Annotated in this window: 18 protein-coding genes; 2 read left to right on the top strand and 16 right to left on the bottom strand. The window is 57.1% G+C overall.

Features of this window, described 5'->3' with window-relative positions; genetic code table 11:
* Window positions 1-127: 127 nt before the first annotated feature.
* From hemW to IP582_RS21040, 5 genes are read right to left on the bottom strand one after another with little or no spacing between them, the layout of a single operon-like run.
* Window positions 128-1,264 (bottom strand): radical SAM family heme chaperone HemW, encoded by a 1,137-nt coding sequence (gene hemW, locus IP582_RS21060; RefSeq protein ID WP_193794353.1) that lies wholly within the window; start codon window positions 1,262-1,264, stop codon window positions 128-130.
* Window positions 1,257-1,850 (bottom strand): XTP/dITP diphosphatase, encoded by a 594-nt coding sequence (locus IP582_RS21055; protein ID WP_193794352.1) that lies wholly within the window; start codon window positions 1,848-1,850, stop codon window positions 1,257-1,259. The genes hemW and IP582_RS21055 overlap by 8 nt, the downstream gene beginning before the upstream one ends.
* 8 nt (window positions 1,851-1,858) lie before the next feature.
* Window positions 1,859-2,149 carry a DUF167 family protein YggU gene (gene yggU, locus IP582_RS21050; RefSeq protein ID WP_039078023.1) on the bottom strand — a complete coding sequence of 97 codons (291 nt, stop codon included), beginning with the start codon at window positions 2,147-2,149 and terminating at the stop codon, window positions 1,859-1,861.
* Window positions 2,146-2,709, bottom strand: coding sequence for a YggT family protein (locus IP582_RS21045; RefSeq protein ID WP_071195982.1), 564 nt, complete (start codon window positions 2,707-2,709; stop codon window positions 2,146-2,148). Before IP582_RS21045 ends, yggU begins: the two co-directional genes overlap by 4 nt.
* An 18-nt stretch (window positions 2,710-2,727) precedes the next feature.
* Window positions 2,728-3,432 carry a YggS family pyridoxal phosphate-dependent enzyme gene (locus IP582_RS21040; RefSeq protein ID WP_071195983.1) on the bottom strand — a complete coding sequence of 235 codons (705 nt, stop codon included), beginning with the start codon at window positions 3,430-3,432 and terminating at the stop codon, window positions 2,728-2,730.
* A gap of 16 nt (window positions 3,433-3,448) precedes the next feature.
* On the opposite strand from IP582_RS21040, the gene IP582_RS21035 reads away from it, so the two are divergent.
* Window positions 3,449-4,429 carry a type IV pilus twitching motility protein PilT gene (locus IP582_RS21035; protein ID WP_193794351.1) on the top strand — a complete coding sequence of 327 codons (981 nt, stop codon included), beginning with the start codon at window positions 3,449-3,451 and terminating at the stop codon, window positions 4,427-4,429.
* Here IP582_RS21035 and IP582_RS21030 read toward each other — a convergent pair.
* A complete protein-coding gene (locus tag IP582_RS21030) occupies window positions 4,426-6,684 on the bottom strand; it encodes an FAD-dependent oxidoreductase (RefSeq protein ID WP_193794350.1) in 2,259 nt (752 codons plus the stop codon). The genes IP582_RS21035 and IP582_RS21030 overlap by 4 nt on opposite strands.
* 71 nt (window positions 6,685-6,755) lie before the next feature.
* Here IP582_RS21030 and IP582_RS21025 point away from each other — a divergent pair, with 71 nt between their 5' ends.
* A complete protein-coding gene (locus IP582_RS21025; RefSeq protein ID WP_039078018.1) occupies window positions 6,756-7,448 on the top strand; it encodes a hypothetical protein in 693 nt (230 codons plus the stop codon).
* A 146-nt stretch (window positions 7,449-7,594) separates the two neighbouring features.
* Here the strand turns inward: IP582_RS21025 and ruvX are convergent, their stop codons facing one another.
* From ruvX to IP582_RS20975, 10 genes are all read right to left on the bottom strand, one after another.
* The gene (gene ruvX / locus IP582_RS21020; RefSeq protein ID WP_039078017.1) at window positions 7,595-8,011 is read right to left on the bottom strand and encodes a Holliday junction resolvase RuvX; all 417 of its coding nucleotides are present in this window, start codon (window positions 8,009-8,011) and stop codon (window positions 7,595-7,597) included.
* Window positions 8,011-8,574, bottom strand: coding sequence for a YqgE/AlgH family protein (locus IP582_RS21015; protein ID WP_193794349.1), 564 nt, complete (start codon window positions 8,572-8,574; stop codon window positions 8,011-8,013). The genes ruvX and IP582_RS21015 overlap by 1 nt, the downstream gene beginning before the upstream one ends.
* 191 nt (window positions 8,575-8,765) lie before the next feature.
* Complete coding sequence (gshB, locus tag IP582_RS21010; protein WP_071195986.1) at window positions 8,766-9,713, bottom strand: glutathione synthase; 948 nt, start codon at window positions 9,711-9,713, stop codon at window positions 8,766-8,768.
* Between the two features lie 12 nt (window positions 9,714-9,725).
* Window positions 9,726-10,457 (bottom strand): 16S rRNA (uracil(1498)-N(3))-methyltransferase, encoded by a 732-nt coding sequence (gene rsmE, locus IP582_RS21005; RefSeq protein ID WP_193794348.1) that lies wholly within the window; start codon window positions 10,455-10,457, stop codon window positions 9,726-9,728.
* A 138-nt stretch (window positions 10,458-10,595) separates the two neighbouring features.
* The gene (endA, locus tag IP582_RS21000) at window positions 10,596-11,291 is read right to left on the bottom strand and encodes a deoxyribonuclease I (protein ID WP_039078013.1); all 696 of its coding nucleotides are present in this window, start codon (window positions 11,289-11,291) and stop codon (window positions 10,596-10,598) included.
* A gap of 95 nt (window positions 11,292-11,386) precedes the next feature.
* Window positions 11,387-11,887 carry a SprT family zinc-dependent metalloprotease gene (locus tag IP582_RS20995; RefSeq protein ID WP_193794347.1) on the bottom strand — a complete coding sequence of 167 codons (501 nt, stop codon included), beginning with the start codon at window positions 11,885-11,887 and terminating at the stop codon, window positions 11,387-11,389.
* A 79-nt stretch (window positions 11,888-11,966) separates the two neighbouring features.
* Window positions 11,967-12,788, bottom strand: a complete 822-nt coding sequence (locus IP582_RS20990) for an alpha/beta fold hydrolase (protein ID WP_071195988.1) — start codon at window positions 12,786-12,788, stop codon at window positions 11,967-11,969.
* A 47-nt stretch (window positions 12,789-12,835) separates the two neighbouring features.
* Window positions 12,836-14,464, bottom strand: a complete 1,629-nt coding sequence (locus IP582_RS20985) for an MFS transporter (protein ID WP_108700648.1) — start codon at window positions 14,462-14,464, stop codon at window positions 12,836-12,838.
* Window positions 14,448-14,873 (bottom strand): DoxX family protein, encoded by a 426-nt coding sequence (locus IP582_RS20980; RefSeq protein ID WP_107223496.1) that lies wholly within the window; start codon window positions 14,871-14,873, stop codon window positions 14,448-14,450. The genes IP582_RS20985 and IP582_RS20980 overlap by 17 nt, the downstream gene beginning before the upstream one ends.
* Before the next feature lie 5 nt (window positions 14,874-14,878).
* Window positions 14,879-16,753, bottom strand: coding sequence for an amidohydrolase (locus tag IP582_RS20975; protein WP_193794346.1), 1,875 nt, complete (start codon window positions 16,751-16,753; stop codon window positions 14,879-14,881).
* Window positions 16,754-16,871: the final 118 nt, after the last annotated feature.

The following is a 16,871-nucleotide window of genomic DNA, read 5'->3' as shown; positions in this document are numbered from 1 at the left end:
ATTGAAATAACAACATTTATTCTGAGAATGTATTTGGCTGATAAGCGGTATAGCCATATCAGTTTTTTTAATTGGCGGGGAAACAGGTATCCCGCTTAATAAAGCGAGCGGGATAGTTCTGTACATATTATTCGCTCAGGAAAAGTTCCAGCAGGGAGTTGAGGAACAGCTTACCGTGCTCGGTGATTTGCCAGTACTGCTCGCACTCGGTGAGGTAGCCCTGCGCCAGGGCCTCGTCGAGCTGCGAGCGGATCACGCTTTCATCCAGCCCCGTGAACAGCGCGAACTCCGCACGCGGCGCGGCTTCCAGCAAACGAAAGCGGTTCATAAAGAACTCGAACGGCTTATCGGCGGCTTCCACATCGTGCTGGCGCTCAAGGTAGCGACCCTGCATATACCCGCGCGGGTGGCGCGTTTTCGCGGTGCGTAAAATGCGCCCGTCAGGGAAGGTCACTTTGCCATGCGCACCGCAGCCAATACCCAGGTAATCGCCAAAGCGCCAGTAGTTGAGGTTGTGCTGACACTGGTAGCCCGGTTTCGCGTACGCCGAAGTTTCGTATTGCTGATAGCCCGCGGCGGTCAGTAACTGGTGGCCACGCTCGAAAATATCCCACAATGCATCGTCATCCGGCAGCACCGGCGGGCGCGAGCCAAACAGCGTGTTGGGTTCGATGGTCAACTGATACCAGGAGAGATGCGGCGGGTTCAGTTCAATGGCCTGGCGCAAGTCGTCCAGCGCCTCTTCCAGCGTCTGATCCGGCAGGCCGTGCATCAAATCGAGGTTAAAACTGCGCAACCCAAGTCCGGTTGCCAGCCGCGCGGCGCGTTTGGCTTCCTCCGGGCCGTGGATACGCCCCAGCCGCTGTAATTTCGGCTCGCTAAAGCTCTGAACGCCAATCGAAATGCGGTTCACCCCGGCACGTTGATACTCAACAAAGCGGTCGGCCTCGACCGTTCCGGGGTTGGCTTCCATTGTGATTTCCGCATCCGCCGCCAGAGTCAGGCGCTCACGCACGCCATCCAGCAACGTCTGCATCGCCGGGCCGGAGAGCAGGCTCGGCGTACCGCCACCAATAAAGATCGTCTTTACTTCACGTCCCTGTGCGTAAGGCACATCAGCATCAAGGTCGGCGAGCAGGTGCTGCACATAATCATTGTGAGGCACTTCGCCTTTCAATGCATGGGAATTAAAGTCGCAGTACGGGCATTTCTGCACGCACCACGGAATGTGAATATAAAGACTTAAAGGTGGCAAATTAGCCATTACGTAATGCTTCCAGTAACAGTTTCAGCGCCTGCCCACGGTGGGAGATAGCGCTTTTTTCTTCGCGGGTCAGTTCGGCGGCGGTTTTACCTTCCGTCGGGACGAAGAAAATCGGATCGTAACCAAACCCGCCCTGACCGGCAGGCGCACGGGTAATCACACCAGGCCAGCTACCGTGGCACACCAGCGGCGTCGGGTCAGCGGCGTGACGCAGATAGACCAGCACACAGTGGAACTGAGCCTGACGTTTATCGTCCGGCACATCCTGCAGGGTGGTCAGTAATTTTTGCAGATTCGCTTCATCAGTGGCATCCACGCCAGAGTAACGTGCGGAGTAGATGCCCGGCGCGCCGCCCAGCGCATCAACTGCCAGGCCGGAATCGTCGGCAATCGTGGGCAGACCGGTCACCTCGGCGGCATGGCGCGCTTTCAGGATCGCGTTTTCAATAAACGTCAGGCCGGTCTCCTCGGCGGATTCCACGCCCAGCTCGGTTTGCGCCACGATATCCAGACCGAAATCACTCAGCAGCGAGGCAAGCTCGCGCACTTTACCGGCATTACCGGTTGCGAGAACAACTTTTTGCATAATAGATCCTAATTCATCAGGGCCGTGACGGCCGAAGGTATCTGTTGCGGATGGGTAATTTTGACTTGTTTATGGCGGCCCAGTTCGCCTTTTTCAATCAGCACCTGATTTTTGGCCACCCGAAACTGTTTGGCGAGATATTTCACCAGATGGGCGTTGGCCTGCCCATCGACCGGTGGGGCGGTAATGGCGACTTTTAGCTCGTCGCCATGCAGCCCAATAATGCTGTCCCGGCTGGCCTTTGGCTGAATATACAGCCGCAGCACCAGCCCGTCGTCACAGGATGTGACAGCACTCATGCCCAGTTCCAGATATAGGCTAACGGTACGATGGTGTTAGCCAAAAACTCCATCACGCCCATATTGATGACATACATTAGCAGCACCAGAATCATCGGCGAGAAATCGAGACCGCCCATTGATGGCAGAAGGCGGCGAATCGGGCGCAGCAGCGGTTCGGTAAGCTGCAGCAGCACATATTCCACCGGGCTACGCCCCTGGCTGACCCAACTCATGATTGCCATTAACAGCAGCACCCAGAAGATCAGCGAACCGAGCGTTTTAATAACAATCAGCACCGCCGCCAGCACGATGAACACGCCGTTCATGGAGACGTACGGGTTCAGGAAGACTTTCACAACACACAGCAGCAGCGCGATAAGCAACGATGCGCTGTCAATGGGCCCCATTGAAGGAATGATGCGACGCAGCGGGCCAACAATCGGCTGGGTGATTTTCACGATAAACTGGGAAAACGGGTTATAAAAATCACAGCGCGCCCACTGCATCCAGATACGCAGCAACAGCACCATCGTGTAAGCCTGGATAATCAGTGACAGGAGAGTGGACAACGTATTCATGGCGTTCCTCAGTTTTCCTTAGTTTTTTGTGTAATCGCGCGCGCCAAAAATGGCGGTTCCGATGCGCACCATGGTGCTGCCTGCCGCAATCGCGGCCTGCATATCGTCTGACATGCCCAGCGAAAGGGTATCCACGCCAGGGTAACGTACCTTAAGTGCGTCAAATGCGACAGCCATTTGGCGGGCCACGGCAAACTGCCGTTCATAATCAGCCTCGGGAGCAGGGATCGCCATCAGTCCACGCAGGCAAAGACCGGGTAATTCCACCACCTGCGCCGCCAGCGCGTCCAGCTCGGCAAGGGAGATGCCGGATTTGCTCTGCTCATCACTGATATTGACCTGAATCAGCACGTTCAGCGGTGGCAGAGAGTCAGGTCGCTGCTCGCTTAAGCGGCTGGCGATTTTGAGGCGGTCCACGGTATGGCACCAGTCAAAATGTTCAGCCACGAGGCGGCTTTTGTTGGACTGTAAGGGGCCGATAAAGTGCCACTGGATATCCGCGATGCCCGAATCCTTGAAATGGCGAATCTTATCAACGCCTTCCTGAACGTAGTTTTCACCAAAGCCACGCTGACCCGCCGCGTAAGCTTCTTCGATGGCGCTCGCAGGTTTTGTTTTGCTGACTGCAAGCAGCGTAACGTCTTCTGGAGCACGGCCGCAGGACGTTGCAGCGGCTGAGATTTTGTCCCTGACCTGTGCCAGGTTATGCGCAATATCGTTCATGTTCCCAGGTGGCTTTATGGATATGGAAAAAATAGTGGAGCTTAGTGTAAAGCATAATGTCTCGGATCTACACCTGTGCGATCGCCGTCCCCCACGGTGGCGAAGGCAAGGACGGCTGGAAGCCGCACCGTTCGACGCGGTGGATATTCACGCGCTGCTCGCCGAAAATTTAAACACGCAGCAGCAACAGCAGTGGCAGGCGTGCGGACAGATAGATTTTGCCCTCAGTACCCCAGGGCTTCAACGCCTTCGCGCCAGTGCGTTTTTACATCACGAAGGGGTGTCGCTTGCGCTGCGCCTGTTGCCTGACACCTGCCCGACGCTGGATATGCTGGACGTGCCCGCCGTTATCCCTGAGTTACTAAGGCGCGATAACGGTCTTATTCTGGTTACGGGGGCGACGGGCAGCGGTAAATCCACCACGCTGGCGGCGATGGTGGATAACCTTAATCACCATCTCGACGGGCATATCCTGACCCTGGAAGATCCCGTGGAGTTTATCCATACGAGTAAACGTTGCCTGATCCAACAGCGGGAAATCGGCCCGCACTGCGCCTCGTTTGCGGCGGGGTTACGCGCGGCATTACGCGAAGACCCGGATGTCATTCTGCTGGGGGAATTGCGTGACAGCGAGACCATTCGCCTGGCGTTGACCGCCGCCGAAACCGGGCATCTGGTGCTGGCGACGTTACATACACGCGGCGCACCGCAGGCTATTGAACGGCTGGTGGACAGTTTCCCCGCCGAGGAGAAAGAGCCGGTGCGTAGCCAGCTTGCCGGAAGCCTGCAGGCCGTATTGTCCCAGCGGCTGGCGGCAGACAGGCAGGGCGGACGTGTGGCGCTGTTTGAGCTGCTTATCAACACACCTGCGATAGCCAACCTTATCCGTGAAGGGAAAAACCACCAGTTGCCCGGCGTGTTACAGACCGGGCAGCAGGCGGGAATGCAGACCTTCGACCAAAGCCGCCAGCAACGGCAGGCTCAAGGGCGACTTTAGCGGATATTCAGCGCGTAAACCGCCGGTAAAGCGCCTGCTGTGGCAATGATCTCCAGACGTACATTTTGCGCGGTAATGGGGATAGATAACCTGTGTTCACGCACGGAGTGGTGGTTATTTGTTTCCTCGGCCAGCAGGGTGTCATCGGCCCACAGACAATAGTGGGTGATGCAGTGCGGCGTCACCGGCAGGAAATGGCCCATCTGCACGGTTTCCATGGCGTTATCGAAATCGTTGTCCTGTACCAGTGTCAGGCTGGTGAAGGTTTGTGGCGCATCCCAGTGCCAGCGTAATACCGGTTTGACGTCATCGGCGGCAGGTACCCAGGCATTGGCCTGCTGCTCGGGGCGCAGGCGGCCATTAAGCACATTGTCGGCGCGATAGCAGCTTAACGGCTGGCTAAAACGCAACGCAGGCATTACCTGATGTGGGCGACGGCGCGGCAACCAGAAGTCAAACTCATCGACGCCATAGTCGCCATCCACCACCTGGCGGGTATGTTTGGCGACGCGGGCATTCAGGCTATTAAACACGGTCATAATGCCGGGCAGGTGGGTGTCGGTGAGGGCAATGTCCACCTGTTCACACGCTTCAAAGGCGATAAAGACATACTGATCGCGCTCGCTTTGCCACGGGAAATGGACCGTCTGCGCCTGCTCGCCCTCAATGTGCAGCGTTGTGCTGGCGTACTGATAATCGGGCGTGAAATTACCGCTGCGCGCGCTGCCCAGAAGCGAGACCTCAAGTGGCTGCTGAGAAGCGGAACGCAGGGTAAAGGTCATGTCGGGCAATGACTCCCCGGCTTTAACAGGCAGCAGCAGCGCCATTCTTTCGCCGAGCGAATGCCAGTGGCCGTTAGGGGCAAGCGTACTGAGGGCGTATTCACTGCTGGCGGTGACCGACGCGCCGAGTGTCGGGTCCTGTAACCACTGACGGGGAATGTAGCAGCCGCTGGCCTGCAACCGCTGTTGCAACTGGCCGACATTATCCCGCTGGGCCAGCTCTGCCGGGGTGATGTCGTGCGTTTTACACAGCGCGGCAGCGCGGCCGACAACTTCGCCCAGCAGACCGCAGGTGCACATCACCCGGGCGCTACCAAAGGCAACGTGAGAGGCGGAAATGAGCCGTCCGGTCAGGAAGAGATTATCCAGCGAGCGGCTGTAAAGGCTTCGCAGCGGGATGGTATAGGTGCCTTTACTGTGAAACTGGCGACAGCCATCATGGGTGCTGTAGACCCCGTCCGCCGGATGCAGGTCGATAGACCAGCCGCCGTAGGCCACGGCATCATAGTGGTCGCGCTGTTCTATGATGTCCTGCTGGCAAAGCAGGTGATCGCCCATAAAACGACGGCTTTCGCGTTTACCGGGAATGACGCCAACCCATTCGATGGTCATGTTGGCCGCTTCCGGGAACTCGCCGGAGTTTTTAATGTAATCCCACACGCCCCAGACGATTTTCCACAGCTCCCATTTAATCTCTTCACTCTGGTGAATGGTGTCCAGCCGTCCGCCCCATTCCAGCCACCACAGGTCGCAACCATTGAGGGTGGATGTCAGGCGTTTGTAGCGGGGAATAGCGGTAATATCTTTTAATGCGAACGAAGGGGGAACAAAATTCACCGGGCCGTTCGTCTGTTTGGTGTAGAAATAGATCGAGTGCCCGAGCTTGTGGCCGAAGTTGTCGCCGGGGGCCATTTTTTCCCCCAGTTCGTCCATCTCTTCGGCACCTTCGCGGTACTCTGCCCCTGCCAGAAAGCCCAGCACGCCATCCCCTGTTGCGTCGCAAAACTGGTCGGCGGTGACGATATAAAATGTCTCGTTGATGGCGTTAAAGGCGCTGACCTGGGTGAGGGTTCGCTGGTTTTTCTCCAGTTCGTAAATCGTGGTATTGAGCAGCAATGTCAGCCCTGGCTGGCTTTTTGCCATATCCAGCAGCACCAGGTCGAACATAACCGGGTTGCCCTCTTTGTTGCGCCAGAGATTCTCTTCGAGGATTTCTCCCATGATGCCGCCTTCACGCGCCCAGCGGTTATTGTTGCCCATATGCGATGTGGCGCCGTTGGCCCACAGGCGAACTTCGCTGGACGCATTGCCGCCGAGTACCGGTCGGTCCTGGATCAACACGACCTGTAACCCGTCCCTGGCGGCGGCGAGCGCAGCGCAAAGACCCGCGAGGCCACCGCCCGCTACCAGCAGATCGGCATGCAACTGTTCAGAGGGAAAGGTTCTGGACGCAGTTTGCGGATAGATGTTCATACCTTGTATCCTTCTTTACTGAACTGACGGTAAAATCGAAAATTCCTGCCACCTGAGAGATAAAGCCTGTTATGTCCTCACAACCGAACCAAAGCCTGATTGATGGCATTCGCTGCCTGCAGTACCTGGTCTCCAGCGGCCGCGCGATTGGCTGTCGCGAACTGGCGCGTCTGATGGGCATAAATACCACCCGTGTAAATCGGTTGCTGATGACGATGGCGTCCATCGGCCTGACGATGCAGGATGAGCAGCGTCGTTACCTTCCCGGCCCCGGCATTCATGCGCTCGCGGCGCAGGCGATACGCGGCTCGGCACTCTTTTCCCAGGCGCTCCCTCTGCTGGAAAGCTACGCGCCCAAAGATATCGTGGTGGCGATGGGCGTGCTCTGGGAGGATCAGGTGATTTATATCTATCACTCTGAACCCGGTAGCCAGATGAGCCAGGCGCTGGCTGGTTTTCATATGCTTCCTGCATGGCAGTCGGTCATCGGTATGTCGCTTCTGGCGGCAGAGAGCGATGAAGAACTGCAAAAACGTTTTGTCGACGAACAGTGGCAGCAACTTGCGCCGCATATCGCCCAACAACGTGAGCTTGGACGCGTGGTCTGGCATCACGATGACGGCGAGGTATCCATGGCGAAGCCTCTTGGCGCGCACTCTGCCGCGCTGGCGTTTGCCGGAATGTGGCAGGTTGACGACGCTGTCATTGATGAACGCCTGAGCGAACTTCACACCCTGGCACGGCGGCTGACACAGAAACCCTGACGCATTTAATTCCTGAACAATGTTTCTTTTATAGAAACATTAGTGAAAAAGCAAAAAGCACGCCCTGGAAATGTGAGGGGGATCGGGGGATTGCGTTTTGGGGAAGGGAGAAGGCAAAAAAGGCTGAGCGGCGCTCAGCCTGAGAATCACAGATGCTGCTCGAAGTAGCTTTCGAGGATGATAACCGCAGAGGCAGAATCAACACTGCCTTTATTCAATGCACGAAAACCGCCGCGCTCAAACAGACCCGCACGGGCTTCTACCGTACTCAGCCGCTCATCATGCAAAATAATTTTTGCGCCGAAGCGGCCATGGATTTTATTGGCGAAGTTGCGCGCACGCGCGGTCAGGGGCTGCTCTGTGCCATCCATATTCAGCGGCAGGCCGACAATAACGGCTTCCGGCTGCCACTCTTTTAACAGCTTCTCGATAAGTTTCCAGTCCGGCGTCCCGTCTTGCGCTTTCAGAGCATTCAGCGGGCGCGCCGTACCGGTCACGCGTTGTCCGATGGCGACGCCAATACTTTTGGTACCAAAATCAAAGGCCAGCAGGGTTCCGCTCATCAGGCATGTCCCGCCACGCCCGGCATGGTCGAAATATCAATGCCGATAAGTTTTGCCGCTTCCCGCCAGCGGTCAGCGATAGGCGTTTTAAACAGGATATTTTGATCCGCAGGAGCGGTAAGCCAGGCGTTATCCAGGATCTCCTGTTCAAGCTGGCCTTTTTCCCATGAGGAATAGCCCAGCGCGACCAGCACGTTCTTAGGTTGATCGGCAGTGCCCAGTGTCTCCAGAACATCGCGCGAGGTAGTAATTACGGTGTTATCCGAAACGCGAATGCTGGAAGAGAAGCTGGCAGGCGGCGTGTGCAGAATAAACCCACGATCTTCCGCCAGTGGGCCGCCAAGCAGCACGGGTTTATCCAGACGAATGGCCGGATCGCGTGCTTCCGGGTTAATTTTCAGTTTCTCCAGGACGCTTTCAACTTTCAGGTTTTCCAGCGGCTTATTGATGATAAGCCCCATGGCACCGTCTTCGTTGTATTCGCAAATATAAACCACCGATCGCCGAAAAAGGGGATCATGGAGAGCAGGCATGGCAATAAGAAAGTGATGCTGTAAATTCATTGTCAGAGGTTCTGTTTCCTGGTTCAAAAAAGCAGCAGCCTAGTATGAGGGGAAAGCTGCACGCTGTCACTAGCCAGACTTTGGAGTTTATGAGCGGGTTCCCTCCCGCCATCCCTTTATCTGCAATAATTCGCGCTGTCTGTGCCCTGGCACCATTGAGCAACCCGAATTATCGAGGGTAAATATATTTATTATTTCGCCAGGCGTTTTTCGATTGCGTCCATCAGCATGCCGGTAATAGAGATCGGGAACTCCGCCTCGATCTCGCGCACGCAGGTGGGGCTGGTGACGTTAATTTCGGTCAGACGGTCGCCAATGATATCCAGACCGACGAAAATCAGCCCTTTGGCTTTCAGCGTCGGGCCGACGCGGCGGGCAATCGCCCAGTCGCTTTCGGTCAGCGGACGCGGTTCGCCGCGGCCACCGGCGGCCAGATTACCACGCGTTTCGCCACCCTGCGGGATACGCGCCAGGCAGTATGGAACCGGCTCGCCATCCACCACCAGCACACGTTTGTCGCCATCTTTGATAGCCGGCAGATAGTTCTGCGCCATGCAGTAGCGGGTGCCCAACTCGGTCAGCGTTTCGGTGATAACCCCCAGGTTCGGATCGCCCTCTTTGACACGGAAAATCGAGGTGCCGCCCATGCCGTCCAGCGGCTTGAGGATGATATCGGTATGCTTTTGCCAGAACGCTTTAAGCTGCGCTTTATTGCGCGTCACCAGCGTTTCCGGGGTCAGGTCAGGGAACCAGGCGGTAAACAGCTTTTCGTTACAATCGCGCAGGCTCTGCGGCTTATTGACGATCAGCGTGCCTTTTTCTTCCGCACGTTCAAGGATATAGGTGGCGTAGATAAATTCGGTATCGAACGGCGGGTCCTTACGCATCAGCACCACATCCAGCGAGGCGAGTTCGATATCCTGCTCGTCGCCAAACTCGTACCATTTGTCGTAGTTTTGCTCGACGGAAAGCAGACGGGTACGCGCACGGGCTTCGCCGTTGATCAGGTAAAGATCCGCCATTTCCATATAGTGCAGTTCGTAGCCACGACGCTGCGCTTCGAGCAGCATGGCGAAGCTGGTGTCTTTTTTGATATTAATCTGCGCGATGGGGTCCATCACGATGCCGAGCTTAATCATAGGCTTCTCCGTTTAACCCAGATCGCCAAAACGCACCTGCAGCGCGGTAATGGCGGTAAGGGCAGTTGTCTCTGTGCGCAATACGCGGGGTCCCAACAGAATATCAGTAAACTGGTAGCGCGAGGTCATGGCGATTTCGTCTGTCGTCAACCCGCCTTCCGGGCCAATCAGTAATCGTACGCGTTCCACTGGCAACGGCAGAGTATTAATGCTCTGGCTGGCGCGCGGGTGAAGATTCAGCTTAAGGCCGTTCTCTTCTTCTGAACACCACTGTTCGAGATCCATTGCCGGGCGAATCTCAGGAATACGGTTACGACCACACTGTTCACAGGCGGCGATGGCGATCTTCTGCCACTGCTGAATCTTTTTATTCAGGCGCTCGGCATCCAGTTTAACGCCGCAGCGCTCAGAAAAAAGTGGCGTAATGAGGCTTACACCCAGTTCGATCGATTTCTGGATAGTAAATTCCATTTTCTCGCCGCGAGACATCACCTGGCCCAGATGAATATGCAGCGGTGACTCCCGATCGTCCACCTCTCCCTGGGTTACCTTAACGATAACGCTCTTTTTATCGGCGCGGGTGATTTCGGCGTCAAACACCTGGTTCGAACCGTCAAAGAGCTGAATAGCCTGGCCCTGGCCCATACGTAATACGCGGCCAACATGGTTTGCCGCATCGTCGGCGAGGGCGATTTCAGTGCCAGTCTGGATGAGTTCAGGGTGGTAGATGCGTGGGACGCGCATAGTTCAGATTTCCGTGTGAAGTGTGGCGCATTTCCCCCTCACCTTAACAGGTCGCGATTTGCGGCCTCTCCCTTGTAGAGAGAGGGGTGGGGTGAGGGGCAATACACCTGCAAAATTTACAATTGCCGCTAGTGTAGGTTAGCTCTTTCGCGCCATGCAAGCGCGCTGCACGTAAGGGTTATGATTCCCCTGGACCTGAGCGATACGCGACTCACGCGTACATTCCCAGTCGGTCACCGGGTAGAGTTTATCCCAGGCGGTAAAAAGCTGTGTCTGCTGGCGCGACAGGGTGAGCTGATACTGATCGCGCATATAGAAGTAGGTGCGGGCAATCACACCACGGGCGCTGGCAGGCGGCTCGGCCAGTTTGGCCTTGAAGTCGATCTTCATTTCACAGCGCCCGTACTGGCCTTCGCCACCGTTCCACTGGCCGTACATAAAGTTGCCGCGATCGGCATTCACTTCACCCACGGCGGGTTGCAGGTTGTGCATATCGCTTTCCATCTTGCGATAAACAGGGTCTTTGGCGCAGTTTTTCCGCCCGCCATCCTGCCAGCACTGACGCTGATGGCCGAATTGCCAGGCCGGGACAACATGCTCCCATTCAATACGGCTGGCGCGGTTTTCATTTTTGCGCACCTTATAACCGCAGGAGGCCAGATCGACCACCCCTTTTTTTCCCTGCCACTGAATTTTACAGCCGCAATAAAAGTCGCCCGGAACGTCGGCGTTGACTTTAACCCCGGCGGCTTTGGCCTGCGCGAAGCTATTGATGCCGTCCGCCAGTACCGGCGCGCTGAGGATAAGCAGTAAAGATGAGATAACGCGTAACATTGCAAACTCCCTGTCAACTGGAGTGCGCAACGTAGCGGAAGCGATTGTCAGATGCAATCAGTTGGCGCGGAAAACATTCTTAATGGTTCATGTAATTAGCGCTCAGGTACCAGCGTTTCGCCGCACTGTACACAGCGATAGGTAGTCTCACCGCGCACCACACGATTATGTCGCCGCACGGTCAACTGATGCTGCTGGCACTTGCAGCGGTAGGAAAAGGTATTTGGCCGCACCGACTCCAGTTCAAACTGGTGAGTACGGCGCGCAGGGACGCCGAGCACGCTTTCCATCATCCATTTCCACTCTTTACCGTGTGGCGGAACGCGGCCGAAATGTTTCCACACCAGCAAATGCGCCAGCTCGTGCGGCACCACCTCGTCGATAAACGCCTGTTGATTTTCCATCAGCAACACGGGGTTCAGGCGGATTTCATACGTATTGAGCCAGGCCGTGCCTGCCGCTGTGCCCCGTTGCTGATAAACCAGTTTGGGTTCCGGATAGTTACGCTCAAGTTTCTGATTGGCCAGGGCAAGTTTTTCCCGCAGGCTGCGCATTACTGCCTGCTGTATAGCGATGGGGAGACGGGAGGTTTTCATAATCGCAGAGGATAGGGCGGGTAGCGGGGGAGCGCAAGAAAAAGCCTCCTCCGGACAGGGAGCGAGGCTTCATTCTGGTTTACAGCGATTGCAGGAAGGTCAGCAGATCGTTGTTCAGTTGATCCTGATGGGTCACCGCAAAACCGTGCGGCGCGTTGTCATACACTTTTAACTGCGCGCCCGGGATCATTTCTGCAGCCACTTTTCCGGTCGATTCGAACGGTACGATCTGGTCGTTGCTGCCATGGATCACCAGCGTCGGCACGTCAACTTTGGCAATATCCGAACGGAAGTCGGTCTCGCCGAAAGCCGTGACGCAATCAATGGTCCCTTTGAGTGAGGCCAGCAAAGCAATGTTCAGCGTCTGGGTCAGTACGCCCTGGGAAACCGTCTGTCCGGCGTTAATGCCGTAGAACGGCGTGGCGAAATCGCTGATAAACTGCGCCCGGTCTTTGCGCAGCCCGTCGCGAATGCCCTCGAAAACGCTGGCATCGACACCCTGCGGGTAGTCCGCCGTTTTGCCGAAAATCGGTGTCACCGCACCCAGCAGGACCAGCGCTTTAACGCGCGCCGTGCCGTAACGACCGATATAGCGCGACACATCGCCGCCGCCCATGGAGAAGCCCACCAGCGTCACATCCTGCAGATCAAGCGTGGTGATGAGATCGTTAATGTCGGAGGCGAAGGTGTCATAGTTGTACCCTTCCCACGGCTGGTCGGAGCGGCCAAAACCGCGGCGGTCAAAGGCGATGACGCGATAGCCGCGCTCGGCCAGGAAATTCAACTGGCTGTCCCACATATCGCCATCCAGCGGCCAGCCGTGGCTAAACAATACCGGTTTTCCCGCGCCCCAGTCTTTGTAATAAATCTGCGTACCGTCCTGCGTTTTGATTGTGCTCATACGTAAATCCTCACTGTCGCTCTTGCTTGGGTTGATGTGGGTAACTGTTACATTATGGGTGCTATCAGATAACGTGCTTCGGGAAGATGTCCGCCGCGATGGAAGGCCTGTACCTTACTTTGAATCAGCAGGTCATTTACCGTGTGGCGCTCCAGTTGGCGTAGATGTTCAATCCAGGTGCCGACCACGAACGACTCCACGAAGACGCCGGGGCGCTGGATATCCTCATACACAGACCAGCTCAGTGCGCCGCCGCGTACCCGCACCCGGCGAATCTCCTGGATACAGACGACGAAGCGGGAGACATCCTCGGGATCGATCAGATATTCATACATCACCATGACCGGGCCACGTTCATGTGAGATATCGAGCGCCTGGGCATTACTGTCGATATCACGAATGTCCAGATTGAGGTCAGGATCTTTATTCAGTTGCCAGCGCAGCACTGTCAGGCTTGCCAGCAGCATGCCCACCGTTGCCACGCACAATGAGGCAGGAATACTAAAGTGCGATGCCAGTTGGCCCCAGATGGCGCTACCGAGCGTCATCGAACCAAAAAAGACGGTCAGATAGACCGCCAGCGCGCGGGCTTTTACCCATTTGGCGGCGCTACGCTGCGCCCCGACATTGAGGGTGGAGAGCACCGCAATCCAGGCGAAACCGGTTAAGAATTCAAACGCATTGAGCAGCCAGAAATGACGGATAAACGCCAGCGCCAGCATGCTGATCGCGAAAATCACGCTGTTAATAACCATCAGCCGGTCCGGGTTGAAGCGCTTGCGTAAACGCGGTAGCACAATCGCACCGCAAATCGCCCCCAGGCCGATACAGGCCAGCATGATGCCGTAACCGCCAGGCCCAAGGCCCAGTTCACGGCGGGCCACCAGCGGCAACAGCGCCCAGCCTGCACTGGCGAAGGTGAAGAACGCCACGGTACGCACCAGCACGTTACGCAGTACCGGAGCGGCATGCACATAGCGCAGCCCGGCGCGAACGGCGGGGAAAAAGTGCTCCGGCGGCAGGCGTTGAATCAACGGTTCTGCTTTCCAGCGCCACAGCACCCAGGCGACGCCCAGCACTGATGTCGCATTGAGGGCAAATACCACCCACGGTCCGGCAAAAGAGAGGATCAGCCCGCCCAGCGCCGGGCCGATGGCGCGGCTGATATTGATGCCGAGCGAGTTCAGCGCGATGGCCGGGGCCAGTTCGTGTTTTTCCACCAGGTCCGGCACGATGGCCTGAAACGGCGGAGAACTCATGGCCGCGCCAGTGCTTAATAAGAAGGCCGCAACCAGCAGCACCGTTGGCGTTACTAACCCGGCTAAAGAGAGCAGGGTGAGCCCGCTGGCGGCAATAAACACCCACAACTGGGAAAACAGCAGATATTTGCGTCGGTCGACAATGTCCGCCATCACCCCGGAGGGGAGGGCGAAGAGAAACATCGGCAGACTACTCGCCGCCTGAACCAGCGCCACGGAAAGCGGGTTGGCGCTTAACGTCAGCATGGTCCAGTTCACCCCCACATCGTTCATCCATGAACCGATGTTGGAGACCACCGTGGCAATCCATAGCATCCGAAATACCGGCTGGCGCAGTGGCTGCCAGGAGGACGCGCCAGCGGATGCGGCCGACGGGGTTTGTACCGTCGCCGCGTGAACATCATTGACTTGCGCCATGCCTGAACTCCTGGTTGCCCGGCATATTTACCCGCCATTTACCCGGGCCGGTTAATGCCAGCGTGGTGAAGATGATGAGCAGCAGCCAGCCAAATTGTCCTTCCGCGATACTCCATTGCGGGTGCACAGCCAGCATGGCAACCAGCAGCACGCCGATAATCGGCAGACAGGCCAGCCGCGTGCCAACACCGAAAATGATGAATATCGGACATACCACCTCTGCCAGAATGGCAGGTAGCAGGCTGAACCAGGGGCCAAAGCCGAACGGATCCTCAATGCGGGTGAGCTCTTCATGAAAATTCAGCACCTTCGGCAGACCATGCACATAGAGAAGCAGCAGCCCGCCGGTCAGGCGCAGAAAGAACAGCCCCGCATCAATACGGGGCGACATCAGCGTTGTATTTTTCATAGGCATCAGAACGCAAAGCAGCTACAGCCGAGCGCGCCCCAGAAGGCGTTATCGTCTGAAACCGGAATGGAAGATCCGCGTGCCACACCGTGCTGGTGGTTATGCACGCCGCAGGGGCCGCTACAGTGGTGTGCGGCGGGCATCATGCCGACACGTGTTTGCTGTGGCGGCGCGCTGCGGTAGTGACCCGGCACGTTGACCACCGGCGACCACTCCGGCAGCACCGGAATTGCAGGCGGGGCTTCTGAGCTGAAACCGCCCGCGGCATAGACGATATTGCCATTGACTACCGTCAGCACCGACTCAATGCCTTTGATCTCCTCTTCCGGTACGCGGAAATAGTCCTTGCTCAGCACGGCGAGGTCAGCCAGTTGGCCCACTTTAATCTGGCCTTTTTTGCCCTGTTCGCTTGAGAACCAGGCGCTGCCCTGTGTCCAGAGCATCAGCGCGGTGTCGCGATCCAGGCGCGCATTAACGTCGTACATCTGCATACCGCCGACGGTACGCCCGGAGACCAGCCAGTATAACGCGGTCCACGGATTGTAGCTGGCCACGCGGGTCGCGTCGGTTCCCAGCCCGACCGGTACGCCGGTTTCGAGCATTTTCGTCACCGGCGGCGTGTGGCGCACCGCGTCCATGCCATAACGTTCCGCGAAGTACTCACCCTGAAATGCCATACGGTGCTGCACGGCAATACCGCCGCCCAGCGCTTTGATGCGGTCAATGTTTTGCTGGGTCACGGTTTCTGCGTGGTCAAAGAACCAGTGCAGGCCATTAAACGGAATATCGCGGTTCACGCGCTCAAACACATCGAGCATGCGACTGATGGATTCGTTATAGGTGGCGTGCAGGCGGAACGGCCAGCGGTGCTCGACCAGATGGCGCACCACGCGTTCCAGCTCATCTTCCATGCCAGGCGCGAGGTCCGGGCGCGGTTCAAGGAAATCTTCAAAATCCGCGGCAGAGAACACCAACATTTCACCCGCGCCGTTGTGACGGAAAAAATCGGTGCCCTGACCCGGTGTCAGCATGTCGGTCCATTTCTCGAAATCTTCCAGCTCATGGCCGGGGCGCTGGGTAAAGAGGTTATAGGCGATGCGGATGGTCATCTGCTCTTTGGCGTGCAGTTCGCTTATCACTTCATAGTCTTCGGGGTAGTTCTGGAAGCCGCCGCCCGCGTCGATAGCGCTGGTGAGGCCCAGACGGTTTAGCTCGCGCATAAACTGACGGGTGGAGTTAACCTGCTGTTCCAGCGGCAACTTCGGCCCTTTGGCCAGCGTGGCATAGAGGATCATGGCATTTGGTCGCGCAATCAGCATGCCGGTGGGATTGCCGTTGCTGTCGCGCTGGATCTCTCCCCCTGGCGGGTTCGGCGTATCTTTGGTGTAGCCGACAACGCGCAGGGCGGCGCGGTTGAGCAGGGCGCGGTCATAGAGATGAAGGATAAAGACCGGGGTATCCGGCGCGGCGTCGTTGATCTCCTCGAGTGTCGGCATCCGGCGTTCGGCAAACTGGAATTCGCTCCAGCCGCCCACCACGCGTACCCATTGCGGTGAGGGGGTGCGCAGCGCCTGTTCTTTCAGCATCCGCAGGGCGTCCGCCAGCGACGGTACTCCTTCCCAGCGCAGTTCGAGGTTATAGTTGAGACCGCCGCGAATCAGGTGCAGGTGCGAGTCGTTAAGCCCTGGAATGGCGGTGCTGCCTTTGAGATCCACCACTTTGCTGCCGTCGCTGTGATATTCCATTACTTCGGCCTGGGAGCCTACCGCCAGGAATTTGCCGTCACGGATGGCGACCGCTTCTGCAACCGGGTTTTCCCTGTCTACCGTATGAAATTTGCCGTTGAGTAATATCAGTTCAGCTTTGCCGGGCGAGACCATAAATCCTCCTGTCTGAGACATCCGAAGCAGGCATGACGCCGCCGGACGATAAGATGCGATGCTCCGTCAGAACAGAGCGTGGAAGTGGGAGGGATTATGGTGAGCTGGCGAAAACGGC

It is taken from the genome of Citrobacter sp. BDA59-3 (assembly GCF_015167655.1).
GTDB classification, from domain to species: Bacteria; Pseudomonadota; Gammaproteobacteria; order Enterobacterales; family Enterobacteriaceae; genus Phytobacter; species Phytobacter diazotrophicus.
Note: the sequence above shows the minus strand (reverse complement) of the source record. Positions and strands in the feature narration are given on the sequence as shown.